Here is a 25758-nt window from a genome sequence, read left to right as displayed (position 1 = left end):
GTGTTGTCGCGCCTGTCGGATTACATCGATAAAAATATGTGGACCGGGATGATATGAACAAAGAAAGTCTTTTGCGCAGAATTGTGATAATCACCGCGCTGTTCGCTGCATTATGCGGACTCTACCTGCTGGCCGGCGGCGAATGTGGCGAATGCCGCTCAAAACGCGGCGCAGGATTGTCCGCGGCGCATTTTATTGCCGGTTAACAACGGGCATCTTTATGCGCTGAACGCCGATACTGGCGCCCGCTGCGACAGTTTCGCCGACCAAGGCGATTTGAATTTACAGGCGAATATGCCGGTAACAACCGCGGGCGAATATGAACCGACCTCGCCGCCTGTCGTTACCGATAAGGTGATCATTGTCGCGGGAGCAGTAACGGATAACTATTCCAATCATGAACCTTCTGGGGTGATACGCGGCTTTGATGTGGTCACCGGCGCGCTACTGTGGGCGTTTGATCCCGGTAATGCCGAGCCGAACGCCATCCCGGCCGAGGGTAAGAATTATGTAGCCAATTCTCCCAATTCCTGGGCGCCGGCCGCCTATGATCCCCAGTTGGATATCGTCTATTTGCCGATATGCGTTGCCACCCCTGATATCTGGGGCGGCAACCGCACGCCGGAGATGAAGTGCTTCGCCAGCGGGATCCTGGCGTTAAATGCGACCACCGGTAAATTGGTCTGGTTCTATCAAACCGTTCACCACGATTTGTGGGATATGGACGTTCCCGCCCAGCCGACGTTGGTTGATATCACCAATCAGCAGGGAGAGAAAGTCCCGACCATTTATGCGCCGGCCAAAACCGGCGACATTTTCGTGCTGGATAGACGCACCGGTACGCCGATAGTGCCGGCGCCGTAGCGACCGGTGCCGCAAGGGGCGGCCAAGGGAGATCATGTCTCGCCGACGCAGCCGTTCTCCGATTTGACTTTCCGGCCGAAGAAGGATTTGACCGGCGCCGATATGTGGGGCGCGACCATGTTCGATCAGCTGGTGTGCCGGGTAATGTTCCATAAGCTGCGCTATGATGGCATCTTTACGCCGCCTTCCGAACAGGGAACGCTGGTTTTCACGGGGAACCTCGGCATGTTTGAGTGGGGCGGGGTGGCGGTGGATCCGCAGCGCCAGGTGATGATTGCCAATCCTATGGCGTTACCTTTTGTGTCGCGGTTGATACCTCGCAGCGCCAACAACCCGATAGAACCTGAAAAGGGCAAGAGCAGCAGCTCCGGCTCCGAAGCGGGTCTGCAGCCCCAATACGGGGTTCCCTATGGCGTGACGCTGGAAGCCTTCTTGTCGCCCTTTGGCTTACCCTGCAAGCAGCCCGCTTGGGGATATATCGCGGGCGTGGACCTGAAAACCCACACTATTGCCTGGAAGCATCGCATCGGAACCGTACGCGACAGTTCGCCGCTGCCGCTGCCGTTTAAAATGGGCATGCCGATGCTGGGCGGACCGATTGCGACCGCCGGTAACGTGATGTTTATCACCGGGACGGCCGACAATTATATCCGCGCGTTTGACGTCACCAGCGGTAAACCGCTCTGGCAGGACCGTTTACCCGCCGGCGGTCAGTCCACGCCAATGACCTATGAGGTTAACGGCAAGCAATATGTGGTGACCGCCGCGGGCGGACACGGTTCGTTCGGCACCAAGCTGGGGGATTACATCATTGCCTACGCGCTGCCCGATAAACATTCATCTTCGGCGAAATAAGCTAAGCGCTGCCGGAGAGGATATGATCGCCGGTGAAATTAGCGAAGCGTTGCCGTAAGGGGAATCACCGCCGGCGTTAGCCAGTCAACGTACGAGGGCCGATAGCGATATCGGCCCTTTTTTTGTCCGTGAACGCGAAACGCGCCCCGGCCGCGGGGCAGACATTTTTTATCGTTTTGCCGCCCTCCGGCGTGCTGGCCCAGCACACCCGGCCTCGGCGTCACGTCCATAAGCCTCGGTCCACATGCGCTGCGTCGGTGTTCGCGCAACCAAGCCCGGATGACGGGGCAGGGGCCATTGGCCCAGATTCGTTGGGCAGCAGGTTGCAAAAATCGCTTGCGCCGCGCAGGTCGCGACCCGTGGGCGCCCTACGCTCTTCTCTATATGGTTTATAGTTATCGCTATCAGGGTAATAGTAATAGTAGAAGGGAGCGCTGGATGATAGTGTTTCACGCACGTCGGGGCACCACAGGCCGCGTTATGCCGCGGCACGCAGCGCAAAGCAGGGAAAAACAGTGCGTCGCGCCGGAGGTTTTTACGCCTACAAACATGCCGCTAGGCCTGTCTGCGACGGCACTGGCAATTGATCGTGACGATGTGCAAGTGTATGCTCAGGGCAATTTTTTACCGTAACTCTTTTGGCTTGCCTAAAAGGTGAAAGGCGGGGTTCCGTTAATGCTCGAACGCTATCCCGAACGGGGTGCCTGCGGCATGAGGGTATCTTTCTTCCTATGGCGAAAAGGACATGTATGTTGCTTCCCGTAATTATGGCCGGTGGAACCGGCAGCCGTCTGTGGCCGATGTCGCGTGAGCTCTATCCCAAGCAGTTTCTCACCCTGCACGGTGACCACTCCATGCTGCAGGAAACGGTGCTGCGTCTTGAGGGGCTCGATACTCGTCAGCCGCTGGTGATTTGTAATGAGGAACACCGATTTTTGGTGGCGGAAAAGCTGCGGCAAATCGACAAGTTGTCGCAAAACATTATCCTGGAACCGGTCGGGCGTAATACCGCCCCGGCCATTGCGCTGGCTGCTTTGAGCGCAATCGTGGATGGCGATGATCCGCTGCTCCTGGTATTGGCCGCCGACCATGTTATTGGGGATGAGAAAGCGTTTCACCGCGCTATTATGCAAGCGCTCCCGTATGCCCGCAGCGGCAGTCTGGTGACGTTCGGCATCGTGCCCAGCGCGCCTGAGACGGGTTACGGTTATATTCAGCGCGGGGCGGCGCAAAAAGAGGCCGAGGTCTTACAGGTGCATCGGTTTGTGGAAAAACCGGATCTGGCCACCGCTGAGCGTTATATCGCCAGCGGCGATTATTACTGTAACAGCGGTATGTTTTTGTTCCGCGCTAAAAAATACCTCAGCGAGCTGGGTAAATATCGCCCGGATATCCTGTCTGCCTGTGAGAAAACCATTGAGTCGCCCCAGGCGGACAGTAATCAAGAATTTATCCGTGTCGATAAAGACGAATTTATCACCTGTCCCGATGACTCGGTGGATTATGCGGTGATGGAAAAAACCGCCGACGCGATGGTGGTACCGCTGGATGCCGGCTGGAGCGATGTCGGATCCTGGTCGGCGCTGTGGGAAGTCAATCAAAAGGACGAGAGGCACAATGCCCTGACCGGCGATGTTTTCCTGCATAATACCGCCAATTGTTATATCAACACCGATGAGAAAATGGTGGCGGCTATCGGGGTGAATAACCTGGTAATAGTAAACACCAAGGATGCGGTCCTGGTCGTCGATAAAGATAAGGCGCAGGACGTCAAGAAAGTGGTGGAATACCTGAAAAGCCACGCCCGCAGCGAATATCGCCGCCATCGCGAATCCTACCGGCCCTGGTGGCGCAACGATACGGTGGTCAATGAAGCCCGCTATAACGTCAATCGCATCACCGTCAAACCTGGCGGGATGTTCTCGCTGCAGATGCATCATCACCGTACCGAGCACTGGGTCGTGCTGTCCGGCACCGCGCGGGTGACGGTGGAGGACAACGCCTTTTTACTGACCGAGAACCAGTCCACCTTTATTCCGGTCGGGTCGGTGCACACTCTGGAAAACCCGGGCAAGATTCCGCTGGAGTTGTTGGAGATTCAATCGGGATCTTATCTTGGGGAAGACGACATCATTCGGTTAAAGGATCCTTACGGCCGCTGCTGATGCCGGCAATGCGATGCATCCGGCTGATTTCAGGATTAATCTGCTGTATGGCCGGGTCACCCTGCTTTACCCTCGCGCCTGCGGTGCAATAATGTCGATTGCAATGCAATGCGGTTACATCAGAAAGGCTGTTTTCCTTCATGTGTGACGATGCGGTTTTCTCGCCGTTCACCCCGACGGCAGTAGGCTGGCACCGGCTCGTTCCTTGTGCCGGAGAGAGGGCGAGCATCGCGAGGAAAATGAAGCCGATGAAGGGGAACTCCCGCAGGCAGAGAAAAATACCATCTGGTTCCGCTATCGCGGTAGATGATAGAATTACCCTATCGGTATTGCTGTCAAAAACATTTTGAGGGAAACATGGCTGTTCTATCCTGTTTTAAGGCCTATGACATTCGGGGAAAATTGGGCGCGGAGCTCAACGAGGATATTGCTTACCGCATCGGACGCGCCTACGGCAAGCTACTCAAGCCACGCAATATGCTAGTCGGCGGCGATGTGCGTCTGACCAGCGAGGGGTTGAAACAGGCACTGGCGCGCGGGCTGAACGATGCCGGCGCTGACGTGCTGGATATCGGCATGAGCGGCACGGAAGAAATTTATTTCGCCACCTCTCATCTGGGGGTGGACGGAGGTATCGAGGTGACGGCCAGCCATAATCCGATGGATTATAACGGCATGAAGCTGGTGCGCGAGCAGTCCCTACCCATTAGCGGCGATACCGGCCTGCGCGATATCCAGCGTCTGGCCGAAGAAAATGCTTTCGGCCCGCCAGCGCGCCAGCGGGGTACCCTGCGCCGCGTCGACGTCTTGTCGGCTTATATTGATCATCTGCTGTGGTTTATTGATCTGGCACGGTTTCGCCGGCCGATGAAGCTGGTTATCAACTCGGGCAATGGCGCCGCCGGGCATGTGGTGGACGCGATTGAAGCGCGGTTCCAGGCCGCTGGCGCGCCGGTTTCCATCGTCAAAGTGCATCACCAGCCGGACGGCAATTTTCCCAACGGTATTCCCAATCCGCTGCTGCCGGAATGCCGACAGGATACCACTAATGCCGTAAATAACGCCGGCGCCGATATGGGTATCGCTTTCGACGGCGATTTCGATCGTTGCTTTTTATTCGATGAGCAAGGGGGCTTTGTTGAAGGCTATTATATTGTCGGCCTGCTGGCAGAAGATTTTTTGCAAAAACATCCCGCCAGCGAAATCATTCACGATCCCCGCCTGACCTTGAACACCGAGGATATTGTTCGCCGTGCCGGCGGTACGCCGGTGATGTCGAAAACCGGTCATGCGTTTATCAAAGAGCGGATGCGCGCGGAAAACGCCATTTACGGCGTGGAAATGAGCGCCCATCACTATTTCCGTGATTTCTTTTATTGCGACAGCGGAATGATTCCGTGGCTGCTGGTGGCGGAGCTGATGGCGGTGAGGGGACAGTCCCTGAGTCAATTGGTGGGCGAGCGGATGCGTGCTTACCCGGCGTCGGGGGAAATTAACCGCCAGCTTGCCAATGCGCCGGGGGCAATTGCCGCGGTGCTGGACCATTACCGTGATGAGACGCTGGCAATCGATCGCACCGATGGTATTAGCCTGGTGTTTGCCGACTGGCGTTTCAATCTGCGCAGTTCCAATACCGAACCGGTGGTACGGCTGAACGTCGAGTCTCGTGGCGACACTGCCTTGATGAAGAAGAAAACCCAGGATATTCTTGCCATACTGACTGGAACGCACTGATGCTTAATGCCCTATTCGGCAGCATTTACCGCTACCGCGGCTTTATTATTGATAGTATCCGCCGAGATTTTCAGTCGCGCTATCAAAGTAGTTTTCTTGGTGCGCTATGGCTGATTTTGCAGCCGGTGGCCATGATCTCGGTTTATACGTTGGTTTTCTCTTCACTGATGCGTGCGCGTTTGCCGGATATGAACAGCCCCTTCGCCTATAGCATTTACCTTTGTTCGGGGGTGCTGACCTGGGGTTTGTTTACCGAGACGTTAAACGGCTTGGTAAATGTGTTTCTCAATAATGACAATATACTTAAGAAACTCAATTTTCCGCGTATTTGCCTGCCGATCATCGTGTCGGTGTCGTCATTGATAAACTTCCTGATTATCTTCGCGCTTTTCGTACTGTTTATGCTTGTTTCGGGCACGTTCCCCGGCTGGATCTTCTTTGCCATTATCCCCGTGCTGTTGGTGCAGATGATTTTTACTGTCGGTCTGGGAATTATATTAGGCGTGATGAATGTCTTTGTGCGTGATGTTGGGCAGTTCGTCGCTATTTTACTGCAGTTCTGGTTTTGGTTTACCACCATCGTCTACGCTGCCCGCACGCTTCCCGAATGGGCCCGCTCCGCGATGCGATTCAATCCTATGGCGACGCTAGTCGAGTCATATCAAAATGTATTGCTTTATCATCTTATGCCTAATTGGCTGGCGCTGACGCCGGTCACGGCTGTCGCCCTGGTGCTGTTTGCCATCGGCTGGCGGATGTTTCAGCGTCATGCGGCCGATATTGTGGATGAGATTTAATGACCCGTATTGAAGTCAATCAGGTTGGCAAAGCCTATAAATACTACGCCTCAAAATGGCTGCGGTTAGTGGAAAAACTCGGGCTGCTTTCCGTTGAGCGTCATAGTAAAAAATGGGTGCTAAAAGATATTTCATTTAGCGTGCAGGCCGGCGAATCAGTCGGTATCGTTGGCGTTAATGGTGCTGGTAAAAGCACATTGCTAAAGCTTCTTACCGGTACCACGAAACCCACCACCGGTAGTATTGCCATTCAAGGACGTGTTGCGGCGTTGCTGGAGCTGGGAATGGGTTTTCATCCCGACTTCAGCGGCCGGCAAAACGTGTATATGTCCGGTTTGATGATGGGCTATAGCCGTGAAATGATTACCAGTATGATGGCGGACATCGAGAAGTTTGCCGATATAGGCGACTATATCGATAGGCCGGTTCGTATCTACTCCAGCGGCATGCAGATGCGACTCGCGTTTGCGGTAGCGACCGCATCGCGGCCGGACATACTTATCGTCGATGAGGCCATGTCGGTCGGGGACTCTCGCTTCCAAGCCAAATGTTTTGCGCGTATCGCCGATTTTAAGCAACAAGGTACCACGCTGTTGCTGGTGTCCCATAGCGCCGGCGATATCGTCAAGCATTGTGACCGCGCCATTTTTCTCAAAAATGGGGCCATTGAGCTTGATGTGACTAACCGCTATTTAGATGAACTGTTCGGCAAACAGCAAGACGCTACTCCTAATACGGCGCCGGCGGATACGTCGGGGCGATTATCGTTGACCAACCAAGGTGACCTCTTCGCCAGCCGCCACGGTTATCGGGCAGAAGAATATCGCTGGGGGCAAGGCGGCGCGAAAATTATCGATTTCGACATTCAGGCTGGCGACGAGCACTACCCCGCATCGATTGCGAGCAACAGCCAGACGGATCTGCATGTCAAAGTGCTGTTTGAGTAGGACTTCGACAGTGTGGTGCCCGGTATGCTGATTAAAAGTCTTGAAGGACTATTATTATACGGTACCAATTCATTTCTTTGCTCTCAAGGGCGAGAGCATATATCGGTCAAAGCCGGAGACGTCAGAGTCTTTACCTTCAGTTTCTTTATGAATCTCAACCAGGGTGACTATTTACTCTCTTGCGGTATCTCTGCCGGTAATCCTTTGGGCGAGATGATGCCATTAGATCGACGTTATGACGCCATCATGTTGCATGTTAGCCGCAAAGTAGAATTCTGGGGTCTGATAGATTTGGCATCGACATTTAAAAGTCATTCATAAAAAGGCTATGTGAAAGCAATGAGTAAAAATGTGCAGCGGTTAGTGGCGGAACTGCCTGAGGTGTATCAGACCATTTATGGCCACCCGGAATGGGCGCAGGCGGCGTCGCGGGACTGTTATGATCGCATTGATACCCTTGGGGCCATCTATGACCAATTGGCCGCCAGGCTTGGCCGACCTCTGCGGGTACTCGATCTGGGCTGTGCCCAGGGTTTCTTTTGTCTAAGCCTGGCCGAGCGCGGCGCCATCGTTAGCGGCGTGGATTTCCAGGAGCAAAATATCGTAGTGTGCCGCGCGCTGGCCGATGAAAACCCGCAATTGAATGCCTCTTTTGCCACCGGGCGAATTGAGTAGGTTATCGATGCGCTGGAGCCGGGGCAATACGATCTGGCTATCGGCTTGAGCGTGTTCCACCATATCGTTCATCTTCATGGCGTGGCGCGGACTCAGCGCTGGCTGGCTCGTCTCGCTGAATGCACCGAAGCCGTCATCCTGGAAATAGCTTTACGCGAAGAACCGCTTTACTGGGGACCGTCTCAGCCTGCAGAACCGCGTGAATTATTGCGCGACTGTGCATTTTTTCACGAAATTGCGCGTTTTAATACCCATCTCTCGGCAATTTATCGCCCGCTGTATGTCGTCAGTCAGCATTGGCTGCTGCTTGATGGGCATTGTTTTGGCATCGAGGCGTGGCGTGATGCGCCTTATGCCGAAGCTCAGGGGGCTCACCACGGTAGCCGGCGTTATTACGTTGGCAAAGACTATTTCTGTAAGGTTATCAATTTCAACCTGGCGGACGATAGCCTGCTGGAGGCGGAGAAACAACGTAATCAGGCCGAACTGCGGCGCGAGTGCGCCTTTCTCAGTGCGCCGCCGTCGGGCTTCTTGGCGCCGGCTTTGATCGGACATGGCATAAGCGACAGCGAGGGATGGCTGATAACGCAACGGCTGGAGGGAGAGTTACTGCGGGATCGGTTAATGCGCCAAGAAGCGGTGGATACAGCACGCATCCTCGGCGACCTGCTGGAGCAGCTGACGATTTTGGAACATGCCGGCCTCTATCATGACGACCTGCGCAGCTGGAATGTCCTTATCAATTCCGAAGGTGAGCGGCGTCTCATTGATTATGACTCGATAGGTGCTGAAAAAGCCGATTGTGTCTGGCCATATGATCTCTTTCAGTCCTGGTCTATTTTTGTCAACGAAGTGTTTAACCCGCCAGCCACTAAAATCACTCTACTTCGTCCCTTTGCGCTTAGCCCGTTCAGTGTGCCGGAACCGTTTCGCCGCTGGTTGTTTGCCGCCTGGCGTGAGCCGGTGCAAACGTTAACCTTCGCCAGGCTGCAGGCGCTATATTTGCAACGCGATCAGTTGCCGTCCTGTGAAGATCAGGAGACCGGGCTGGAACGCTGGGTAGCGGCTATGGAATCGGGTCTACAGCAACTGCAACTGCAACTGCATGTGCACCACCTGCCAGGCGAAAACGTGCCGCCGCCGCCGGATACCGATCTTAACGCCGCTTTTGAAGACTTGAAACGCCGCACTGAGAGGCTTGAGCAACAACTGGCCGAGCAGCGTGAGCGCCCTCAGGAAAGCGACGAACGGCTGGCGGCCGTTTTGGCTAGCCGTTCCTGGCGTTTGATGGCTCCCTATCGTTATGCCGGCTTGCAGTACCATTTATTACGCCATCATGGTGTAAAAGGACGCGCCCGCCACGCCGTCCTACGGCTGTTGAAAGTCTGTTATGCGCAGATCCATCAACGTACGGGACTGAAGTCATGGTTAATCAATGCCTTACATAAATGCGGTTACTACCCACAAGCAAGGCAACTTTTTCAGCGTTTATTTCCTCACTCTCATTCCGTAGAGGAAGGGATGCAGTAGGCAACTCACGATGCCCAACTAGCGCGGTTATCGGCGCAATTGAACGACATGGACAGCGTGCCTGTTGAGGTGCGAAATATTTATCAGCAGCTGAAAAATAAAGGGTGACAGCAGTGCATATTCTTATTGACGTTCAAGGGCTGCAATCGGCAAGTAAATACCGCGGTATCGGCCGTAGTACCATGGCCATGAGCCGGGCTATCATCCGCAATGCCGGCGAGCATCGGGTCAGTATTCTGCTCAATGGCATGTTCTCTCTGGATAATATCCGCGAAGTGCGGCAGGCCTATCAGGATGTGCTGCCGGCCAGCGAGATTTATACCTTTTCAGCTCAAGGGCCGGTTGCGGCCTGCGATGCCGCCAATGCTGAACGTAACCGCGCTGCACATATCAGCCGCGATGTCGCTATTGCCCATATCAATCCTGATGTGGTGTTCGTCATCAGTTTTTTTGAGGGGCATGTGGATGAATATATCGTATCGATCCCCGACTATCCGGTGACATGGCGCACGGTTTGCGTTTGCCACGATTTGATCCCGCTATTGAATCCAGAAACCTATCTGGCTGATATCAATTTCCGCCAATTCTATACCAACAAGCTGCATGAATATGAACGCGCAGACGCGATTTTTGCGATTTCCGCTTCGGCAGCGGAGGAGGTGGAAAAATATACCGCTATCGATGTGTCGCGGGTGATAAACATTTCCTCGGCCGTAGAGCCGGAGTTTCGCGTGCTTGCGCTTACTCCGGCGCAAAAGCAGGATTTCCGCCAGCGCTATCAATTGCCAGAAACATTTATGATGACATTGGCTATGATCGAGCCGAGCAAGAATATTGAGACATTGATTAAAGCCTATAGCCAATTACCCGAAACGTGGCGAAATGGCTGCCCGTTGGTACTGGCCTGCAAAATCCGCCCGGCCGAACTTGCTCAAATTCAGAGGCTGAGTGCCAGATGTGGGCTAACGCCTGAACAGGTACTGTTTACCGGTTATTTACCTGACAGTGATCTCATCATTTTGTACAATCTGTGTAAACTGTTTGTTTTCCCCTCACTCCATGAAGGATTTGGCCTGCCGCCGTTGGAGGCAATGAGCTGTGGTGCGCCTACTCTTTCGTCAAATGCTACTAGCTTGCCGGAGGTTATTGGCTGGCCTGAGGCTATGTTTGACCCGACAGATATCCAAGCCATGCGCGATAGTATGTTACGTGCGTTGGAGGATGAAGATTATTATCAGCAGCTGAAAAATCATGCTCTGACGCAGGCGGCAAAATTCTCCTGGGATCGTACCGCCCAGCTGGCATTGGCAGGATTTGAGCGCGTAATGAATAGTCAGATGGTGTTATCACCGCCGCAGATGGACGCCAGGCAATTCACCGCCGTGGCCATTGAGCGTCTGGTATCTAGGGTTACTCTGAATCAAGAAAGTGATCGATTGGGCGTTGCCTGGGCGCTGGTGCAAAATGCGTTCAGTGAGTCAACGCCACGGCTGCTGGTTGATGCCTCGGCGATGATGGCGCTGGGCGATACAGCCGCTGCCCCCCTGACGCATCGACTGATTACCACGTTGCTGTCGACTGGGATTGCGAATTATTCATTACGGGTCGTCTATGCCTTGCAGGAGGGCGGCTACCGTTATGCCGTGGTCAATCAAGACGGTCATCTTGCCGCCGCGCGCGCGCAAGATGACCCCGTCCTTTTTGCCCGGCGGGACGTGCTGCTGGTGGCGGAACCACAGAATCGGTTAAGTGCCAGGCAGCAGGCGGAGCTTGACGCTCTGGTCAGATCTGGAACGCAAGTGGTGTTCTGGTTGTCTCATGATGAGCTGGCCGCGCCATTGCTTGCGACGTCGCAACAGGCGTGTCCACCGGATGATGCCGGTCTGCGGGCGATGTTTGTTTATGCCGATCGTATTATTTGCCCTTCATCCGCCATCGCCGCGGAACTGCAGCGTTGTCTGACGCAATGGGCTAAGCAGATTGCCCTTAACCCGGCGCTAGAGATTGACAGTCTGGAGGCCGACGATATGCCAGCTACCGCTGGCGACGACATTCAACAGTTGATTGCGCGGTTACCGCTTGCCGCCCCGGGGACATAGCCGCGGGAGCACGACGGCCGGTGCGGCTGTTGACGATAGTTTGCCCGGCATTTGCGCCGGCGTCGCGCCGATAGCTTCAGGATTAGGATCCCACGCATGAAAATAATGTTCGCTACCGATGCGATAAAATACCCGTTAACCGGGATTTGCCGTTATGCATTGGAGCTTGTGCACCAGCTAGGGCGTATGCCTGAAGTAGACGATCTGCGATTTTTTAACCGGTTACAGGTAGAGACCTCCCTGCCGGAATATCAACGTGAGTCGGCATTGCTCCCACGGGCTTGGAGTACATGGCTGCAACGGCGTGGCGCCGTGATCGAAATGTACAGACTCGCGTTGCCACTTTGTCAATGGCGCGCGCTCCGTGATTATCGTGATTACATTTACCACAGCCCGAATTATTACCTGCCGGTAGGGATGCCGCGTGCGCTCACCACTTTCCATGATATTTCCGTTTTTACCTGTCCTGAATACCACCCACCACAACGGGTACGGTATTTGCGTAAAGCCATGCTGTCCAGCCTGCGTCGCGCCAGCCGCATCATTACCGTTTCCGAGTTCTCCAAACATGAGCTGGCGGCGTATTTCAATTATCCGGTTGAGAAGATTGATGTTACGCCCTTGGCGTGCAGCAAATCGTTTTATCCCCGCGCCGAGGAAGCGGCGGCGCCGCTCATGGCGCGGTTGGGTATCGATTATGGTGGCTATACCTTATTTACCGGCACCATTGAGCCACGCAAGAATTTGGCGGTGTTGCTTAACGCCTATGAGCAACTTCCTCAAGCGTTGCGGCAGCGCTATCCGCTGGTGTTAAGCGGTTATAAGGGCTGGGGCAGCGGTGCCGAGCATCAGCGCTTTGAGCGCGGCAGTCGTGAAGGGTGGGTTAAATATCTGGGCTATGTTGCGCAAGAGGAGCTACCGATTTTATTTGCCGCCGCGCGCTTATTTGTGTTTCCCTCATTGTATGAGTGATTCGGCTTGCCGGTATTGGAAGCTATGGCGTCAGGCGTGCCGGTGGTGTGCTCGAACGCGGCGTCGCTGCCGGAGGTGGCGGGGGATGCGGCGTTCATCTGTGAACCGCGGGATGTCGACGCCTTAAGCGCGGGGATCGCGCCGGGGCTGCAAGACGAGGCGTGGCGTACACAGGCCCGGGTCGCCGGTCTGGCCAACGTGCAAAAGTTTTCCTGGCAGCGCTGCGCGCAGGATACGATGAAAGCTTATTTAAAGGTTTGATGGGGTCTATGCTGAAAGTCTTACATTTTTATAAAACCTACTATCCCGACTCTTACGGCGGCATTGAGCAGGTCATTTTTCAGCTGTGCGAAGACGCCCAAGCCTACGGTATCGATTCAACCGTACTGGCGCTGAGCCCACGTGGCCACGGCGCGCTGATGCCGCTGGGACAGCATCATACCGCTTATAGCGCCGTCAATTTTGAATTCGCTTCCACGCCGTTTTCATTTGGCGCCATTGCGCGTTTCCGTCAACTGGCGGCCGAGGCCGATGTGGTCCATTTCCACTTTCCCTATCCTTTCATGGACATGGTACATTTTTTGGCGGCGAATACCAAACCCACCGTGGTATCCTACCATTCGGATATTGTGAAACAGAAATTCATCCTGAGAATGTATACGCCGCTGATGCGCTATTTTCTCGGCGATGTCGATCGTATCGTCACCTCCTCACCGAACTATGTCGCCACCAGCCCGGTATTGCAGCGCTACCAAGCCAAGGTGTCGGTGATCCCCTTCGGGCTCGATCGTGCGTCTTATCCGCCGCAGGATAAGGCGCGCCAGGCCCAGTGGCGCAGCCGGTTCGGCGAGCGCTTCTTTCTGTTCATTGGTGCGTTTCGTTACTACAAAGGCTTACATACGCTGGTCGAAGCGGCGCGTAGCGCGCCTTATCCCATCGTTTTGATCGTCGTGGGACCAATGGAAGCGGAGATGAAAAAACGTTGTGCCGAATTGGGGCTGAAGAACATGCATTTTCTCGGCGCTTTGCCGGATGTGGACAAAGCCGCGCTGCTGGAAAGTTGCTATGGGTTGGTTTTACCGTCACATTTACGCTCGGAAGCGTTTGGCATTACGCTGCTGGAGGGGGCGATGTATGGCAAGCCGCTAATCAGCTGTGAAATCGGCACCGGCACCACCTATGTCAACGTCCACCGGCAAACCGGTCTGGTGGTGCCGCCGGCGTCGCCGGCGGAGCTGACGGATGCTATGCGCTAGCTTTGGCAGGATCCCGCCCTGGCCCGGCGCTATGGCGAGCAGGCGCGCGAGCGTTTTAACGCCTTATTTACCTCCACGCGGATGGTCAGTAGCTATGCTGATATTTATCGCGAACTGGCGGGGCACGATTAAGGAGTGCGAAGCTATCGCACCAATCACTACCCGCGAGACACTTGCTTAGATTAACATATAATATACATATAGACCTGTTCGCCGGACGTCGGCGGCAGGGGTCATCCTTACTACAGGAGTTGCTTAATGTCCACACAACAGATAGGCGTCGTCGGTATGGCGGTTATGGGGCACAACCTGGCGCTTAACATCGAAAGCCGCGGTTACAGCGTATCCATCTTTAACCGGTCGCGCGAAAAGACCGATGAAGTGATCGCGGAAAACCCGGGGAAAAAGCTGGTGCCCTATTATAGCGTGGAGGAGTTTGTCAATTCGCTGGAGAAACCGCGGCGTATTCTGTTGATGGTCAAGGCCGGTAAAGGCACTGATAAAACCATTGACTCGTTGAAACCGTTTTTGGAAAAGGGTGACATCCTTATTGACGGCGGCAACACCTTTTACAAAGACACCATCCGCCGCAACCGCGAGCTGTCTGAAGAAGGGTTTAACTTTATCGGTACCGGCGTGTCCGGCGGTGAAGAAGGGGCGCTGAAAGGGCCGTCAATCATGCCCGGTGGCCAGAAACACGCCTATGAGCTGGTGGCGCCTATCCTTGAGAAAATTGCCGCGCGTGCCGAGGGTGAAGCTTGTGTAACCTACATCGGTCCCGATGGCGCCGGCCATTACGTCAAAATGGTGCATAACGGCATCGAATACGGCGATATGCAGCTGATTGCCGAAGCGTATGCGCTTTTGAAAAACGCGCTGGGCCTGAGCAATGAGCAGCTGGCCAGCATCTTCAGCGAATGGAACAAAGGGGAGCTGAGCAGCTACCTGATTGATATTACGAAAGATATTTTTACCAAGAAGGACGATCAGGGCAATTATCTGGTCGACGTCATTCTGGATGAGGCGGCCAACAAAGGCACCGGAAAATGGACCAGCCAGAGCTCGCTGGATTTGGGCGAACCGCTGAGTTTAATCACCGAGTCGGTGTTTGCGCGCTATCTGTCGTCGCTCAAACAGCAGCGCGTGGCGGCATCCATGGTGCTTTCCGGCCCGCAGAGCGTAGCGTTTAGCGGCGACAAAGCGGACTTTATTGAAAAAGTGCGTCGCGCGCTTTATCTGGGCAAAATCGTTTCTTATGCGCAGGGTTTTTCTCAGCTGAAAGCCGCCTCGGAAGAGAACCAGTGGAGTCTGAATTACGGCGAGATTGCGAAAATTTTCCGCGCCGGTTGCATTATTCGCACCCAGTTCCTGCAGAAAATTACCGACGCCTATGCCGAGGATGCGGCGATCGCTAACCTGCTGTTGGCGCCGTACGTCAAAAAGATTGCCGATGACTACCAGCAGGCGCTGCGCGATGTGGTGGCCTATGCGGTTCAGCACGGTATCCCGACGCCGACCTTCTCTGCCGCTATCGCTTACTATGATAGCTACCGATCCGCCGTTCTGCCGGCCAACCTGATTCAGGCCCAGCGCGACTATTTTGGCGCCCATACCTATAAGCGTACCGACAAGGAAGGGGTGTTCCACACAGAATGGCTGGAATAACCGCTTCCGCTACCGCACAGGCGCGATGAGTGCCGCACGGAAGACGTCGGAAGCCGCATTCTCCTGCGTCAACTGAAAGCAAACAGCGTTACCGGCCGGTTTTACCGGCCGTTTTTTTGTCTTGCCGGTGGTGACGGGATTTGAAACGAGTCAATTAGGGTGAAACCGTGATGTTTTGCGCTGACAGGCCTGGCTATACTGCGGGCCTTATTCTGGAAGCGATTACAATTAAAAGGAATCATCCATGCTTCGTTCGTTGCTCATTCATCGCGGAGGCGCCCGGCATAACGCCCAGCACAATGCCGGGCTCAACGCCGGGAACGCACATATTCAACCTAATACGGCCCCGCCAGGGAGAGCGGGCGGGGACGACGACATTGCCGCGACCGCCATGGGGACCCCCTTCCATACCCGGGGTTTAAACGTTACTCAGGCCGCGCTGCCCAATTACTTGCGGCGTATCGAACATGGCTGCGTAATGAACAAGCTTCGCGGTTTTGGCCAGGGCCGCTTGGCGGACACCGCCACGCGCGCTGAACGCAGAGGGGCGCAGGTGAACGTCTCGTGCGCTAAATGGATTAGCACGGCGTACAACGCCGCGCGCGCCGAACGCGGTGGCGCGATCCTTAGAGAGGCGCCCCGGCCTATGTCAACGCAGAATGAAACATCGACTGTCGCACCGGCGTTGCCGCCCATGGCTGCTGCCGGTGGAACGGCGCAGCATAAGATCCAACGGCAAACTAACGCCGGAGCTTTATCGGGCCGCGCCGCGTTGCCATGGTCGGTAGACACTGTCACCCCTCCACGTCACGATACGTTTTTGCCCGTCGTTAACCGGGCTACTGTTCAACCTGCTGGTCAGCCCCAACACCGCCAGGCGTTTGTCGCGATGGCCCTGCAGTGGGCATTTCCCCATGGCGGCGTCGCGTCATCCGCGCCGTCTGCCGGCTCGCGCGCGGCCGACGTTGATGATACTCCGCCGCCGCTGCCGCCAAAGCGGCGAAGCCGCGCCGTGGTTTCCTCCCGACCGGCGCGCGCCGCGTCATCCGCGCCGTCTGCCGGCCCGCGCGCGGCCGGCGTTGAGGATCTTCCGCCGCCGCTGCCGCCCAAGCGGCGAAGCCGAGCCGTGGTTTCCTCCCGACCGGCACGCGCAGCGCCATCGGCCGCGGCGAAGGTGAGCGCTACGGCGCGGTTCGACAAGATGATGGATTGGCTTGGCCGGGAAGGACGGCGTGGCGTGGCATACCGATTGCCCGCAGACCAACAGCATAGGGCGGTGACACCGCTGGTCGGGCAACTGTTTCACGCAATGGACACAGAGCAGGTGTCGGAATTGTATGACGCGCTATTGGCTTTAATTGACCGCTGGCCGCCTCTTTTGCAACCGGCGGTGTTACAGGATCTCAGTGAGCAGGCTTTTGGTCACCTACCAGAACAGCGATTAGCGGAGCATTGCCAGCGCTGGCTGAATCGGTTATCGGGTTTGGCGCCGTTGGCCAAAGATGACCTGCTGGAGCATATCGCCACCCATTTTGCCGCCGTCCCGGCCGACGATGGTTTGGCGGTTTTCCAGCGTCTGGTTGAGCTGAGCCGCAACGCCCCAAGACCGATCCTCAGCCTGCTGGCGCGGCGGCTGGAAGGGTTGCCCACGGCACTGCGCAACTTGGCGCAGCAAATTTTACTCGGTTGTCCATATTTGGCCGCCGATGTGCGGCAAGAATTGAACGCCGCGCAACAGGCAGCAGCTGCGGCCGGGAGCGGCGCGGCGTCAGTGGACTCGGGTATCGGCAGCATTGCCACCTGAGGCGGCCATTACCCTTAATAAGGTTGCCGCCTTGGCTACCCTGGCGGCCGGCAGGTCAATAGCGTTAAAGTTGGCAGTTGGCAGATGCCCACTGCCAACTGTCGGCATCCCCGGCGCGCGACTCATCGTTTACCGATGAGCGCGCCGCTTAACGTGCACATCCCGGGTGCGTGATAGGTACATGCGCGCCTGCGCCAAAGAGGACGTTTCACGCCTGACAATCACGCCTGCCCACCGTATTACCCGCCGGCCGCATTACCCGCCGTGCCGTATTACCCGCTGCGCTGTATTACCCGCCGTGCCGTATTACCCGCTGCGCTGTGTTACCAGCCGCACAACGCGCCGTTAGCGGTGACGTTCGCGCAGACGGCCGATCACCCGGCTTAAATCCAACTCCTGATCCTGCAACAGCACCAGCAGATGATAAAGCAGATCGGCCGCCTCATTGGTCAGCTCCTCCTTGTCGTGCACCGTAGCGGCCAGCGCGGTTTCCACTCCCTCTTCGCCGACTTTCTGGGCGATGCGTTTTGTGCCGCTGGCGTAAAGGCTGGCGGTGTAGGAACTTTGCGGATCGGCGTTTTTACGCGCGCCGAGCAGCGTTTACAGCGTGTAAAGGAACCCCCAATCGCTGGCGGCGGGATGGAAACAGCTGCTGGTGCCGTTATGGCAGGTTGGCCCTTGAGGATGGGCCAAAATCAGTAGCGTATCGTTGTCGCAGTCAGGGTGAATGCTGACCAACCGCAAAACGTTGCCGGAACTCTCGCCCTTGGTCCACAGCCGGCCCTTACTGCGCGAGTAAAACGTCACCTGACCGGATTGCTCGGTCGCCTGCAGCGCATCGGCATTCATATAGCCCAGCATCAAAACCTCGCCGGAGACGGCGTGTTGGACGATAGCGGGCAGCATACCGCCGGTTTTTTGCCAATCCAGCTGCTGGTGCTGTTGTTCGGTTAACATAATCTGATTTCCACTCCCTCTGCCGCCAAAAACTGCTTTAATTCACCGATATTAATGATCTGCTTATGGAACACCGACGCCGACAGCGCGCCGTCCACCTGCGCCTCGCGAAACGCTGCGAGAAAATGCGCCATCGTGCCGGCGCCGCCGGAAGCGATAAGCGGAACGTGGCAGCGTTCCCGGACCTGCCGCAACTGCGGCAAATCATAGCCATTACGCACGCCGTCCTGATTCATCATATTCAAAACGATTTCCCCCGCGCCGCTGTACTTCCTCTACCCAGTCCAGGGTTTGCCATGTAGTGATGCGGGTGCGGGTTTCGTCGCCGGTATATTGATTGACCTGATAACGCCCGCTCGCGGCGTCGAACCAGGTATCGATACCGACGACAATACATTGGACGCCAAAGCGATCCGCCAGGCGGCTGATGAGCGTTGGGTCCGCCAGCGCCGGGGAATTAATCGAAATTTTGTCGGCACCGTAAGAGAGGATTTCGCCGGCCTGCGCCACGCTTTGGATACCTCCCGCCAAGCAGAAGGGTATATCGATGACCTCGGCTATCCAGCGCTTGTCCACCACCCGGCCGTCGGCGGAGGCGGTGATATCATAGAATACCAGCTCATCGGCCCCTTCTTCGGCATAACGGCGCGCCAGCGGCACAATATCGCCGATAATTTCGTGATTTCGGAATTGCACCCCTTTTACCACCAGGCCCTGCCGGACATCCAGACAGGGAATTATGCGTTTTGCCAGCATGCCAGGCGCCTCCGCCACGGTGAATTTATTTTCCAACAGCGCGCGGCCGACGATGACGCCCTGCACGCCGCTGTGGCGAAGCTGGGCGATGTCCGCCAGGCTGCCGATGCCGCCGGAAGATTAAAAAGCGATATCGGGCCAGGCGTCGCACAGCGAGCGATACAGCGACACATTGCTGCCCGCCAGCGTGCCGTCGCGGGAGATATCTGTACACAGCACATGCTTCAGCCCGAGCGGGCGATACTGTGCTATTACCTCTTCCAGCATCGCGCCGGAATCTTCCTGCCAGCCGCTTATCGCCACCCGGCGCTGGCCGTCGTCGTCGATGCGCACGTCCAGCGCCAATACCAGCGCATCAGGGCCGAAACGTTCAAACCAGCGCTGTACCTCCTGCGGCTGGCGTACTGCGGTGGAGCCGACCACCACACGGGTGGCGCCCGCCTCCAGCAGCGACTCGACATCCGCCGCGCTACGGATACCGCCGCCGACCTGCACCAGCGCCGTCGCCACCCCGGCCAGTAGCCGGGCCAACAGCGGGATCTGGCGCGCTTGCGGACTGCGGGCGCCGGTTAAATCCACCAAATGCAGCACCTCGTCGCCCTGGCTGAGGTAATCTTGTAGCCGCAGCAGAGGATCGACGCCGTAATGGCGTTGAGTCTGATAATCGCCCTGATGCAGCAGCACGACGGCGCCATCAATCAAATCCAAAGCGGGTATAATCACCGGTTACATCTCCAAAAAATTTTTCAGCAGATGGCGGCCGGCGGCGCCGGAGCGCTCAGGGTGAAAATGCACGCCGAAGAAATTATCCTGCTCCACTGCGGCGGTAAACGGCGCGCCATAGCTGGCCTGGGCAATGGCGGCGGCGCACAGCGGCATGGCATAACCGTGGACGAAATAAAAATAACTGCCGTCGTCAATGCCGCGGAATAGGCGATTGCCGGCCTGCGGTCACCTGATTCCAGCCCATATGGGGCAGCGGCAGACCGACGTCCGCCATGCGCGTGACCGGCGCGTCGATAATGCCGAGGCAAATTCCCAACACCGGCTGGGTGCAGGCTTTAATCAGCGCAATGAGTTCCCGCTCGCGCAACTGATCCATGGCCGCCCGGGCGGTGCCGACGCCAGGCAAAAATAATTTGTCCGCCTGCAACCATGTTTGATGCAGAGTGCAACACTTTTTTGTGTCGACACCCGGCGCTTTCGCGACCGCTTCGCGTTAAGCTTATCGGAAGCGGGAGAACAAACGGGAGCGGGCGCAATGAAAAAAGTGGCGATTGTCGGATTGGGCTGGCTGGGAATGCCGTTGGCGCTATCTTTACTGGCCCGCGGCTATCAGGTGGTGGGCACCAAAACGCGGCCGGACGGTGTCGATGCGGCTCGCATGAGCGGTATCGAATGTTATCAACTGAACCTTACGCCGCTGCCGGAGGCCGATCCGGACGATCTGGAGGCGCTGTTCCAGGCGGATGCGCTTATCATTACGTTGCCCGCCAGCCGCACGGTGGAGGGAGCCGAAAACTATTTTCTGGCGGTCCAACAGGTGGTGGACAGCGCACTGGCGGCCGCGGTGCCGCGCATTATTTTCACCAGTTCGACATCGGTGTATGGCGAGGGACCCGGCGTGAAGCGCGAGGAAAGTCCGACCGCGCCGTGCTCGCCGGCGGGCAGGTGTCTGGTCGAGCTTGAGAACTGGTTGCATCAATTACCCCACACCTCGGTGGATATCCTGCGCTTGGCGGGATTGGTAGGGCCGGACCGCCACCCGGGCCGCTTCCTGGCGGGGAAACAAGGCCTGCCTGGGGGCGGGCAGGGGGTCAATCTGGTCCAGCTGGCGGATGTTATCAGCGCCATTACCCTGCTGCTTCAGCTGCCGCGCGGTGGCCATCGCTATAATTTATGCGCGCCCGGGCATCCCGCCAAGCGGGATTATTATCCGACCATGGCCCGTGCTTTAGGCCTGCCGCCCCCGGTCTATCTGGCTGACAGCGGCGCGGTTGAGGGCAAAATTATTGACGGCAGCCGGATTGCTAAAGAGCTGGGCTTTGATTATCTCTATCCCGATCCTGCTTCCATGCCATTAGCCTGACGCAATAAGGTCCGGCTGCGATTTACCAGCCGGCGGGCTTACCGCTATGGTTGATGAGGGGCGTTGTTGTTTCTTACGCCGCACTCACGTCGCTCTTAAACGCGCCGGCCACAGGCGTTAGCAGGTGACCTATGGAAAATCTGGCAGATAGCCCGGCGGTTTTCGACCACGGACCGGCAGTGAGTCGAACCAGCGCGTTCCAGCGCGAAGTTATGGCGTATCTGGAACGCTATCCTCATACCCGGCAGGTGGAACTCCTGCTAACGGATCTTAACGGTAGTTTTCGCGGTAAACGTGTTGCCCTTTCCAGCGTGCGCAATTTGCGCCACGGTTTTTATTTTCCCGCCTCGGTGTATGCCATGACCGTAACCGGTGAAACGGTTGCGACCGCCGGCCTTCTTGGCGCGGAAGGCGAACCAGACCTGCTTTGTTTACCGCTGGCAGGCTCCCTTAAACCCTCCGCCGCCGATCCGGCCCATTGCGCCCAATTTCAGTTAACCATGCAAGATAACGACGGTCAGCCTTTCGAGGTTGAGCCGCGTAATGTGCTCAACCGCCTCTGGCAGCAATTGCGCGCGCGCGGGCTTTATCCGGTGGTGGCGGCGGAGCTGGAATTTTATCTGCTGGACCGACGGCGTAATGCGGCGCAAATGCCGCAGCCGCCCCGTGAGCACCAGGGGCAGACGCGTCAAAAACAGTGCCAGGTGTATTCGCTGGATAGACTGGATTGCTGTAGCGCGGTGCTGGACGACATCGCCCGGCTGGCGCGCCTTCAGGGGTTACCCACGGAGGGGGGGCGGTCGCGGAATCCGCGCCGGGGCAGTTCGAGATCAATCTCGCCCATAGCGACAGCGTGCTGGAAGCTTGCGATCGGGCGTTGCAGTTGAAACGGTTGGTGCGTCGGGTGGCGGAGCAACACCGATTGACCGCGACCTTCATGAGCTAAACCCTATGAAGCCTGGACCGGCAGCGGCCTGAATATCCACCTCAGCTTGCGGGATGCCGCAGGCAACAATGGTTTCATCGGTCCGCATGGGCGCCCGTCGCCGCTGATGGCGCGCGCTATCGCCGGCATCGTGGATTTGTTGCCGGCCTCCATGGCGCTGCTGGCGCCCAACGTTAACGCCTTTCGCCGCTTTCAGCCGGGCGGTTATGTCCCGCTGCGCGCGAATTGGGGCTTCAAAAATCGGACGGTGGCTGTGCGTATTCCTTGTAGCGATGCGGATAATTGCCGTCTGGAATACCGCGTCGCGGGGGCCGATGCCAACCCATATTTAGTCGTGGCGGCGCTGCTGGCCGGCATCTTACACGGGCTGGACGGCAACGCGCCGTTGCCGGCGAGGGTACGTGGCAATGGGGCGCTGGCAGGGGGAGAACCGCTGCCGCTGCGTCAGAGTGAGGCCCTGACGGCGTTCGCCAATGATACCCGCCTGCAGGCCCTGCTCGGTGAGCGTTTTTGCCGTCTGTTTCATACCTGTAAAGCCGCCTAGCTGCGTCAGTTCGAGCGGCGGGTGACGACCACCGAAATTGACTGGATGCGGAACAATGCCTGAAGCGGCGCGGCTTGCCATCCCGGCGTCGCTGTAGCAAAATACCGCCCGAAAAAAAACCGGCGCCTCGCAGCGCCGGTTTTTTCATCGTTGTTTCGCGCAGATTGGCAGGCGCGCGACATGTTGTTACCCGATGAGGCGCCTTCGCGCGTGCATGAGGACGTAAAGAGCTATGGGGCAGAATGTGATGGCAGGGCCGGCGACCGCCGAACGCGCTACGTTAAGAAAAACCCTGACCTTGTTTCAGGTGGTGGTGATAGGCCTGGCCTACCTGCAACCGATGACCTTGTTCGATACCTTCGGTATCGTCTCCGGCCTGACCGACGGGCATGTGGCGACCGCCTATGCGGTAGCGTTGTGCGCCGTGCTGTTCACAGCGCTCAGCTACGGCAAGCTGGTCAGTCGCTTTCCCTCGGCCGGCTCGGACTATACCTACGCGCAAAAAGCTATCAGCCCCGGCGTCGGCTTCATGGTGGGGTGGTCGTCGCTGCTGGATTATCTTTTTATGCCGATGATCAACATTTTGTTGGCCAAAATTTATTTGCAGGTGCTATTTCCGTCGTTGCCGGCATGGATTTTCGTCGCGGCGCTGATCGCGATGATGACGCTGTTCAATTTACGCGGCATCCGTCTGGTAGCCCATTTCAACGGCCTGATTGTGGTGCTGCAGGTCGCAATTATTCTGGTGTTTCTGGGACTGGTTATCCGCGGTGTGATGCAGGGGGAAGGCAGCGGCACGCTGGTGAGTATGACGCCGTTTTGGTCTGACAACGCCCACCTCATTCCCATGATAACCGGCGCCACGATCCTGTGTTTCTCGTTCCTGGGTTTTGACGGCATCAGTTCGCTCTCGGAAGAAACGCCGGATGCCGGACGGGTGATCCCCCGGGCGATTTTCCTGACGGCGCTCGTCGGCGGCATTATTTTTATTATTGTCTCCTACTTTTTGCAGCTGTTTTTCCCCACCATTGCGCGCTTTCACCATCCTGACGACTCGCAGCCGGAAATCATGCTCTACGTGGCGGGGAAATTGTTTCAGTCGGTGGTGCTGTGTTTTTCCTGTGTAACGGGTGCTGGCGTCCGGCATGGCGTCCCATGCTGGCGTTTCAAGGCTATTGTATGTCATGGGGCGCGATGGCGTATTTCCGGCGCGCTTTTTCGGTTTTGTCCATCCCACCTGGCGCACGCCTGCCCTCAATGTACTGCTGGTGGGCCTGATTGCTCTGTCGGCGGTGTCATTTGATCTGGTCACCGCGACCGCGCTGATTAACTTCGGCGCGCTGGTTGCGTTCAGCTTCGTCAATCTGTCGGTTATCGCGCAATTCTGGCTGCGGGAACAGCGTCGCCGCCATTGGCGCGATCACCTGCACTATCTGTTGCTGTCGCTGGTTGGGCTGCTGACGGTAGGCCTGCTGTGGCTTAATCTGGAAGCCAGCTCCATGATGCTCGGTCTCAGTTGGGGTGCTACGGGCGTGGTGTATCTGCTGTTGATGACGCGCGGTTTTCGCCGCGCGGTGCCGCAATATCGTGAAGAGATGGCGGGGTAGCGCGGCGCCGCCGCCTTCCCGTTACAATGTCTGCAAATACTCGAACAGCGCGCGCAGTAGCCGCGTTTTGTGCTCATCCCCTTCATGGGCCAGATACAGCGTCTCCAACTGCTGCACATAGGCCTCCAGCCGCGGCTGGGTGAAGCGGGTCTTGCGGTGCTCAAGCCAGCGTAACTGCTCATCGTGGTCCAGCGTGTGGGGGAAATTGCGTGCGCGATAGCGGAACAGCAACGGCTTCAGGCGCGGGTCGACAAAGCTGATATCCAGCGTCGGCAGATTTCCCGACGCGGTGGCGAGAATAATCTCCATCGCGGCGCGGTCGGCATCGCTGAAAAAGCCATCATACAACTGAGCATCCACGTCATCCGAAGGCGTAAAAGGCGCGCTTTCGGCAAACAGCGCCACCACTTTCTCGCGCAGTTCCGGCCGCGCGCGCAGCCAGGTTAAATTCTCCAGACAGCGTTGACGCTGAATGCCGAGGCGTTCGGCATCCATTGGCCGTAGCGTATTGGCGGGCGCCAGCACCGGGCACTTATTCAGGTGCACCAACTTCAAGTGAACCGCGGCATTGTCACCCAGCGCGTCGCGTCGCGTGTACAGCCGGGTACGCAGTGCATCGCTGTCCAAATCCGCCAGCACCTGCATATCGCCACCGAGATCGCACACGATAAGCGCATTCGGATTGTCGGGATGCCAGGCGAGCGGCGCAATCCAGGCGGTATTGCCCCGGGCGGCGCCAAACATGCCCGAAACATGCACCAGCGGTTTCATCGTTGCGATGTCGACAAGCGATTTCAACGGTCGCTTACCGCGGTGGCGGTAGAGATAGTCAAACAGCTTCGGCTGCGCCTGACGCATCAGTTTGGCCATCGCCAGAGTGGCATAGACGTCGGCCATGGCATCATGCGCGTTGGCATGTTCAATCCCGTTAGCTCGGGTCAGATTCTCAAGCCGGAAGCTGGGCAGCCCGTCGTCATTCAGCGGCCATTCGATGCCGTCGGGGCGCAGGGCATAGCAGGCGCGCACCACATCGAGCAGGTCCCAACGGGAATTACCCTGCTGCCAGCTCCAGCCGTAGGGATCGTAGAAATTGCGATAAAACAGGTTGCGGCTGACTTCATCGTCGAAGCGAACGTTGTTGTAACCTAAGATGCAGGTGTCGGGTACGCTGAATAATTGATGAATACGGCGGGCGAATTCCGCTTCTGTGACACCGTCACGCAAGGCCTGCTGGGGTGTAATGCCGGTAATCAGCACCGCCTCCGGGTCCGGTAAATAATCATCGGTCGGACGGCAAAAAAAGACCTCCGGCTCGCCCAGGGTCTCGAATTGGCTGTCGGCGCGGATCCCGGCGAACTGCGCCGGCCGGTCAAGAGCGTGGTGCTTACCAAACGTTTCGTAATCGTGCACCAGAAAGGTGGGTTGCTTTAACGGGTTAGCCATGTTGTGCCCCCGCCCTGTTAGGGTAGTGAATTCCTTTATGAGTCATTTTTATG

13 protein-coding genes and 9 pseudogenes are annotated in these 25758 nt (G+C 56.9%); 17 read left to right on the top strand and 5 right to left on the bottom strand.

Annotation, left to right across the window (positions count from 1 at the left end):
* Positions 1-138: 138 nt before the first annotated feature.
* From JZM24_RS16335 to JZM24_RS16280, 12 genes and pseudogenes are all read left to right on the top strand, one after another.
* Positions 139-1719: pseudogene (locus JZM24_RS16335) on the top strand (outer membrane protein assembly factor BamB family protein); the annotation flags it as partial.
* A gap of 749 nt (positions 1720-2468) precedes the next feature.
* Positions 2469-3884, top strand: coding sequence for a mannose-1-phosphate guanylyltransferase/mannose-6-phosphate isomerase (locus JZM24_RS16330; RefSeq protein ID WP_215670994.1), 1416 nt, complete (start codon positions 2469-2471; stop codon positions 3882-3884).
* 357 nt (positions 3885-4241) lie between these two features.
* On the top strand, positions 4242-5618 hold the full coding sequence (gene cpsG, locus JZM24_RS16325) for a phosphomannomutase CpsG (RefSeq protein ID WP_215670993.1): 1377 nt from the start codon (positions 4242-4244) through the stop codon (positions 5616-5618).
* On the top strand, positions 5618-6415 hold the full coding sequence (locus JZM24_RS16320) for an ABC transporter permease (protein WP_215670991.1): 798 nt from the start codon (positions 5618-5620) through the stop codon (positions 6413-6415). The genes cpsG and JZM24_RS16320 overlap by 1 nt, the downstream gene beginning before the upstream one ends.
* Positions 6415-7683, top strand: a pseudogene (locus tag JZM24_RS16315) (ABC transporter ATP-binding protein). The gene JZM24_RS16320 and the pseudogene JZM24_RS16315 overlap by 1 nt, the downstream one beginning before the upstream one ends.
* A gap of 18 nt (positions 7684-7701) precedes the next feature.
* Complete coding sequence (locus JZM24_RS16310) at positions 7702-8037, top strand: class I SAM-dependent methyltransferase (RefSeq protein ID WP_215670989.1); 336 nt, start codon at positions 7702-7704, stop codon at positions 8035-8037.
* A gap of 207 nt (positions 8038-8244) precedes the next feature.
* Positions 8245-9567: a BUD32 family EKC/KEOPS complex subunit gene (locus tag JZM24_RS16305; RefSeq protein WP_215670987.1), complete on the top strand. Its 1323-nt coding sequence runs from the start codon at positions 8245-8247 to the stop codon at positions 9565-9567.
* 113 nt (positions 9568-9680) lie between these two features.
* Positions 9681-11666, top strand: coding sequence for a glycosyltransferase (locus JZM24_RS18930; protein ID WP_215670985.1), 1986 nt, complete (start codon positions 9681-9683; stop codon positions 11664-11666).
* A 96-nt stretch (positions 11667-11762) separates the two neighbouring features.
* Positions 11763-12899, top strand: a pseudogene (locus JZM24_RS16295) (glycosyltransferase family 4 protein).
* An 8-nt stretch (positions 12900-12907) separates the two neighbouring features.
* On the top strand, positions 12908-13894 hold the full coding sequence (locus JZM24_RS16290; RefSeq protein ID WP_376775562.1) for a glycosyltransferase: 987 nt from the start codon (positions 12908-12910) through the stop codon (positions 13892-13894).
* A gap of 258 nt (positions 13895-14152) precedes the next feature.
* Complete coding sequence (gene gnd, locus JZM24_RS16285) at positions 14153-15559, top strand: NADP-dependent phosphogluconate dehydrogenase (RefSeq protein WP_215670983.1); 1407 nt, start codon at positions 14153-14155, stop codon at positions 15557-15559.
* Positions 15560-16448: 889 nt separating this feature from the next.
* Entirely contained in the window at positions 16449-17363 is a 915-nt protein-coding gene (locus tag JZM24_RS16280) for a hypothetical protein (protein WP_215670981.1), read from the top strand.
* Between the two features lie 345 nt (positions 17364-17708).
* On the opposite strand, the pseudogene hisIE reads toward JZM24_RS16280, so the two are convergent.
* From hisIE to hisH, 4 pseudogenes are all read right to left on the bottom strand, one after another.
* A pseudogene (gene hisIE / locus JZM24_RS16275) lies at positions 17709-18320 on the bottom strand (bifunctional phosphoribosyl-AMP cyclohydrolase/phosphoribosyl-ATP diphosphatase HisIE).
* Positions 18314-19076 (bottom strand): annotated as a pseudogene (gene hisF, locus JZM24_RS16270) (imidazole glycerol phosphate synthase subunit HisF). The pseudogenes hisIE and hisF overlap by 7 nt, the downstream one beginning before the upstream one ends.
* Positions 19058-19799 (bottom strand): annotated as a pseudogene (hisA, locus tag JZM24_RS16265) (1-(5-phosphoribosyl)-5-[(5-phosphoribosylamino)methylideneamino]imidazole-4-carboxamide isomerase). The pseudogenes hisF and hisA overlap by 19 nt, the downstream one beginning before the upstream one ends.
* 3 nt (positions 19800-19802) lie before the next feature.
* Positions 19803-20229, bottom strand: a pseudogene (hisH, locus tag JZM24_RS16260) (imidazole glycerol phosphate synthase subunit HisH); the annotation flags it as partial.
* Positions 20230-20337: 108 nt separating this feature from the next.
* On the opposite strand from hisH, the gene JZM24_RS16255 reads away from it, so the two are divergent.
* From JZM24_RS16255 to JZM24_RS16245, 5 genes and pseudogenes are all read left to right on the top strand, one after another.
* Positions 20338-21165: an SDR family oxidoreductase gene (locus tag JZM24_RS16255; protein ID WP_215670979.1), complete on the top strand. Its 828-nt coding sequence runs from the start codon at positions 20338-20340 to the stop codon at positions 21163-21165.
* Between the two features lie 131 nt (positions 21166-21296).
* Entirely contained in the window at positions 21297-22052 is a 756-nt protein-coding gene (locus JZM24_RS20105) for a type I glutamate--ammonia ligase (protein WP_512699078.1), read from the top strand.
* Positions 22019-22111 (top strand): hypothetical protein, encoded by a 93-nt coding sequence (locus JZM24_RS20100; protein ID WP_512699075.1) that lies wholly within the window; start codon positions 22019-22021, stop codon positions 22109-22111. Before JZM24_RS20105 ends, JZM24_RS20100 begins: the two co-directional genes overlap by 34 nt.
* A 7-nt stretch (positions 22112-22118) precedes the next feature.
* A pseudogene (locus JZM24_RS20095) lies at positions 22119-22655 on the top strand (type I glutamate--ammonia ligase); the annotation flags it as partial.
* 232 nt (positions 22656-22887) lie between these two features.
* Positions 22888-24262: pseudogene (locus JZM24_RS16245) on the top strand (APC family permease).
* 21 nt (positions 24263-24283) lie between these two features.
* Here the strand turns inward: JZM24_RS16245 and sbcB are convergent.
* A complete protein-coding gene (gene sbcB, locus JZM24_RS16240; RefSeq protein WP_215670977.1) occupies positions 24284-25705 on the bottom strand; it encodes an exodeoxyribonuclease I in 1422 nt (473 codons plus the stop codon).
* Positions 25706-25758 lie beyond the last annotated feature (53 nt).

This window comes from Candidatus Sodalis endolongispinus (assembly GCF_018777395.1).
Classification (GTDB): Bacteria; Pseudomonadota; Gammaproteobacteria; order Enterobacterales; family Enterobacteriaceae; genus Sodalis_B; species Sodalis_B endolongispinus.
The sequence above is the reverse complement of the archived record's forward strand: the minus strand, read 5'-3'. Positions and strand labels throughout refer to the sequence as shown.

Excerpts from the sequence above, each read along its gene's own strand:
- JZM24_RS16330 (WP_215670994.1), top strand. The coding sequence starts at position 2,469 with ATGTTGCTTCCCGTAATTATGGCCGGTGGAACCGGCAGCCGTCTGTGG.
- cpsG (WP_215670993.1), top strand. The coding sequence starts at position 4,242 with ATGGCTGTTCTATCCTGTTTTAAGGCCTATGACATTCGGGGAAAATTG.
- JZM24_RS16320 (WP_215670991.1), top strand. The coding sequence starts at position 5,618 with ATGCTTAATGCCCTATTCGGCAGCATTTACCGCTACCGCGGCTTTATT.
- JZM24_RS16310 (WP_215670989.1), top strand. The coding sequence starts at position 7,702 with ATGAGTAAAAATGTGCAGCGGTTAGTGGCGGAACTGCCTGAGGTGTAT.
- JZM24_RS16290 (WP_376775562.1), top strand. The coding sequence starts at position 12,908 with ATGCTGAAAGTCTTACATTTTTATAAAACCTACTATCCCGACTCTTAC.
- gnd (WP_215670983.1), top strand. The coding sequence starts at position 14,153 with ATGTCCACACAACAGATAGGCGTCGTCGGTATGGCGGTTATGGGGCAC.
- JZM24_RS16280 (WP_215670981.1), top strand. The coding sequence starts at position 16,449 with ATGGCCCTGCAGTGGGCATTTCCCCATGGCGGCGTCGCGTCATCCGCG.
- JZM24_RS16255 (WP_215670979.1), top strand. The coding sequence starts at position 20,338 with ATGAAAAAAGTGGCGATTGTCGGATTGGGCTGGCTGGGAATGCCGTTG.
- JZM24_RS20105 (WP_512699078.1), top strand. The coding sequence starts at position 21,297 with ATGGAAAATCTGGCAGATAGCCCGGCGGTTTTCGACCACGGACCGGCA.
- sbcB (WP_215670977.1), bottom strand. The coding sequence starts at position 25,705 with ATGGCTAACCCGTTAAAGCAACCCACCTTTCTGGTGCACGATTACGAA.